Source organism: Yoonia sp., from assembly GCF_036007805.1.
GTDB lineage: Bacteria > Pseudomonadota > Alphaproteobacteria > Rhodobacterales > Rhodobacteraceae > Yoonia.
The window spans coordinates 1-4,195 of record NZ_DASYOK010000157.1; the positions used below are offsets into that span (position 1 = coordinate 1).

The 4,195-nt window shown below is 58.6% G+C and carries 4 protein-coding genes and 1 pseudogene; all 5 read right to left on the reverse strand.

The genetic code is table 11. The features are described 5' to 3' along the window. Window positions 1–102 precede the first annotated feature (102 nt). Window positions 103–1,110, reverse strand: coding sequence for an oligopeptide/dipeptide ABC transporter ATP-binding protein (locus VGP75_RS09075; protein WP_327543352.1), 1,008 nt, complete (start codon window positions 1,108–1,110; stop codon window positions 103–105). Beyond that, window positions 1,110–2,075: an oligopeptide/dipeptide ABC transporter ATP-binding protein gene (locus tag VGP75_RS09080; protein WP_327543353.1), complete on the reverse strand. Its 966-nt coding sequence runs from the start codon at window positions 2,073–2,075 to the stop codon at window positions 1,110–1,112. The genes VGP75_RS09075 and VGP75_RS09080 overlap by 1 nt, the downstream gene beginning before the upstream one ends. A gap of 2 nt (window positions 2,076–2,077) precedes the next feature. Then, window positions 2,078–3,004 carry an ABC transporter permease subunit gene (locus VGP75_RS09085; RefSeq protein ID WP_327543354.1) on the reverse strand — a complete coding sequence of 309 codons (927 nt, stop codon included), beginning with the start codon at window positions 3,002–3,004 and terminating at the stop codon, window positions 2,078–2,080. Window positions 3,005–3,015: 11 nt separating this feature from the next. Next, window positions 3,016–3,939, reverse strand: coding sequence for an oligopeptide ABC transporter permease OppB (gene oppB / locus VGP75_RS09090; RefSeq protein WP_327543355.1), 924 nt, complete (start codon window positions 3,937–3,939; stop codon window positions 3,016–3,018). A 70-nt stretch (window positions 3,940–4,009) separates the two neighbouring features. Then, window positions 4,010–4,195: pseudogene (locus tag VGP75_RS09095) on the reverse strand (oligopeptide ABC transporter substrate-binding protein OppA); the annotation flags it as partial.

Consider the following 4,195-nt stretch of genomic DNA (forward strand, 5'->3'; position numbering starts at 1 on the left):
TACCAGCATCGGGCTGTTTTACGAGCGCGACTACTAGGGGCAAGAGCGAACAATTTTCTACGAAAATTGTTCGGACAAAAGATTCTTAGCTAAAAATCTTTGCTACGCCTCTGCGACAAGGACTTGTTGAGCGGCATGAAAAGGGCAGGCAACAAAATGGTTGTCGCCGATGTCTTCAAGCATGGGGCGCGTGCCCGCGCAGGAGGCTTGCGCCTTGGGGCAGCGGGTGCGGAAGACGCAGCCCGAGGGTGGTGAAAGTGGTGATGGCAACTCGCCTTCGAGCACAGGGCGCGGGCGTGCGCGTTCCAGCACCGGATCGGGGATCGGTACGGATGCAATCAACGCCTGACTGTAGGGGTGTTCCGGCAACGTCGTGAGTTTGCGGCTGTCTGCGAGTTCCATCACACGGCCCAAATAGAGTACCAGTGTGCGATCACTGATGTGTTTTACCACGCTCAGGTCGTGCGCGATAAAGATCATCGACAACCCCATGTCGCGTTGCAATTCCATCAGCAGGTTGATGACCTGCGCCTGCACCGACACATCAAGCGCCGAGACGGGTTCGTCGCAGATGATCAGTTTTGGTTTCAGGATCAGCGCGCGGGCGATCCCGATCCGCTGGCATTGGCCACCCGAGAATTCATGTGGATAACGGTTGATCAAATTGGGCAGGAGGCCCACGCGTTCCATCAAGGCACCCACGCGTTTCTTGACCTCGGCGCGGGGGGTGTTCGGCTCATGGGTGATCAGTGGCTCTGCAATGATCTCGCCCACGGTCATGCGCGGGTTCAGCGCGGCAAGCGGGTCCTGAAAGATCATCTGGACGTCGCGGCGGTGCACGCGGCGTTCACGTGTCTCCATATTGGCAAGGTCCGCGCCTTCGAAGAAGATGTTCCCGTCAGATGACGGGATCGTGCCGACGATGGCGCGCGCCAGTGTGGATTTGCCAGAACCGCTTTCGCCGACGATGCCAAGGCATTCGCCGGGCTTGAGGTCGAACGACACTTCGGAGACGGCGTGCAGTTTGCGTGGCGGTGTCCAGGGCCATGCACCGGGTTTTGCGACATCGAAGGTGACCGAGAGGTTACGAACTGACAGGAGGGTGTCCATTACGCGACCTCGCTTGCAGGAAGGTGACAGGCGCGGCGGCGGTTGCCGGTGGTTTCCATCGCGGGGCGCTGGCTGCGGCAGTGATCAAGGCGGACAGCGCAGCGCGGCGAGAAAGGACAGCCTGCGGGGAGGTTCGACATATCTGGCGGTTCGCCCGCGATGGTCAGAAGGTCGCCCGTCTCGCGATCCAGACGCGGCACGGCCTTGAGCAGGCCGCTGGTATAGGGATGGGCGGGGGTGGCAAAGATATCATCGGTGGTGCCTTCTTCCATGACCTGACCGCCGTACATCACCAGAGTGCGGTCGCAAAACCCTGCAACGACACCAAGATCATGGGTAATCAGGATCACGGCGGTGCCGAAATCCTGACGGATATCGCCCAGTAGCTGCATGATCTGTGCCTGGACGGTTACATCAAGCGCCGTGGTTGGTTCATCCGCGATCAGAAGGCGGGGTTGGCACAGAAGCGACATGGCGATCATGATCCGCTGGCGCATCCCGCCCGAAAATTCATGCGGGTACATGGTGATCCGCGCGGCGGCATCAGGGATGCGCACGGCGTCAAGCATTTGCGCGGATTCCCGCACCGCTTGGGATTTGCCAATGCCTTTGTGCAGCATCAGCACCTCGGCCATCTGGTCGCTGATCTTGAGATAGGGGTTGAGCGAGGTCATCGGATCTTGAAAGATCATCGCGATGTCCTTGCTACGGATCGCGTTGAATTCGCGCTGCGACATTTGCAACAGGTCCTGACCGTCAAAGCGGGCCTTCCCCATGGCGCGCCCGTTCTTGGCCAAAAGCCCCATCGTGGCAAAGGCGGTCTGGCTTTTGCCGGACCCGCTCTCGCCGACAATCGCAAGTGTTTCGCCCTTGTCGATATGGAAGCTGACGCCGTTCACCGCGTTCACATCGCCATCGGCAGTGGTGAACGTGACTTTGAGGTCCTCGATTTCCAACAGGCTCATATCTAGCGGTCCTTGGGGTCAAGCGCGTCGCGCAGCCCATCGCCGACAAAGAAGAAGGCAAAGATTGTGACGACGAAAAAGAAAAGCGGGAAGGCGATCTGCCAGTAATAGCCGAATTGCATGGTGCGCGAGCCTTCGTTGATCAAAGCACCCAGCGAGGTGGCGGGTTCCTGGACGCCGAGGCCCAGAAAGCTGATGAAGCTTTCGAAAATGATCATATTGGGCACCAGCAGCGTGGCGTAGACGATCACGATGCCCAAGAGGTTCGGCACAATGTGGCGCAGGATGATCTTGAGCGGGCGCACGCCGGTGGCCACAGCCACTTCGACAAATTCCTTGTTCTTGATGGTCAGCGTCTGGCCCCGTGCAATCCGCGCCATATCAAGCCACGAGATCAGGCCGATCCCGAGGAAAAGCATGAAGATGGAGCGGCCAAAGATCACCAGCATCAGGATCAGCACGAACATGAAAGGGATCGACATCAGCACGTCGACGATCCGCATCATGATCCCGTCAATGCGCCCGCCATAGTAGCCCGCTGTCGCCCCATAAAGCGTGCCGACGATCACGGCGACCAAGGCCCCCACGACACCGACCATCAGTGAAATACCGGTCCCCTGCACAGTGCGTGCGAACAGATCGCGCCCGTTGCTGTCGGTGCCGAAATAGTGGCCTGTCTCGAGGGAAGGGACGCCAAGGTATGCGTTGCTGCCGATCAGGCTGAAGTTGACGAAATCACCCTCGTATTGCGCGACAAGCCCCCCGAAGAGCGCAAAGCCTGCCACGGCACACAGCATGATAAGCGATATGACAGCGGCGCGGTTGCGTAAGAACCGCGTGCGCGCATCGGCCCAGAGGGACCGGCCTTTGACTTCGGCAAGATGCATGTTTTCGGCGATGCCTTCGACGGCTGCCCTGTTGGGTAACATCACGCAGCCCCCTAGTAGCGGATCTTGGGGTCAATCCACGCGTAGAGCACATCGACCAGAAGGTTGAACAGGATTGTCAGGGTGCCCACCAGAATGGTGATCCCCATGATGACGGAATAATCGCGGTTGAAGGCAGAGTTCACAAAGAACTGCCCAATGCCGCCGGTGGAAAAAAACACATCAATGATGACAGAACCGGTGATCATGCCGACGAAGGCTGGCCCCAGATAGGACAGGACCGGCAGCATTGTGGGCTTCATCGCGTGCTTCCAGATCACGCGGCGCATCGGCAGGCCCTTGGCGCGGGCGGTGCGGATGAAATTGGTGTTCAACACCTCAAGCATCGAGGACCGTGTGATCCGTGCAATCGAGGCCATGTAAGAGGTGGAGAGTGCGATCACGGGCATGATCAGGAATTGCCACTGGCCGCCGTTCCAGCCACCGCCGGGCAACCATCCCAGCCAGAGTGTGAAGACGAGCAGCAAAAGTGGGGCCATCACGAAATTCGGCAGGACCTGCGCGCCGATGGAGACACCGACGGCGAAATAATCGACCCAGGAGTTTTGCTTGATTGCGGCGGCAACCCCCAGTGACACGCCCACGGTGACGGCCACGACAAAGGACCAGAACCCGTAGGTCAGCGTGACCGGGAAGCCTTGTGCGATCACGTCGTTCACGCTGCGGTCTTTGTATTGAAAGGACGGCCCGAAATCGAATGACGTCACAACGCCGGAAACGTAGTTAACGATCTGCTTCCAGAACGGCTGATCCAGTCCGTATTTTGCCTCGATATTGGCAAGCACCTCGGGGGGTAGCGGCCGTTCGGAATTGAACGGGCCACCGGGCGCTGCGTACATCAGGACAAAAGACAGGATGACCAATATCAACAGGGTTGGCACTGCCACAGCAAGGCGGCGGAAGACGAAGCTCAGCATGTCAGGGGTCCTCACAGAATGGGAAAACCACGCCCCGTAAGGTTGGGGCGCGGTCCATCACGTCAAGTGATTACTCGGCGATCTTGTAGAGATCCTTGGAGTACCATGTCTGTTCAAAATTCTCGTAGGGCCAGCCTTCGAGGTTCTCCGCAAACATATCGACTGCGGCATAGTGGTAGATTGGAATGATCGGCGTATCCTGCGCGATGAATTCCTCGACGCGGTCATAGTTGGCCTGCGGGTTCGCGGATGTCTT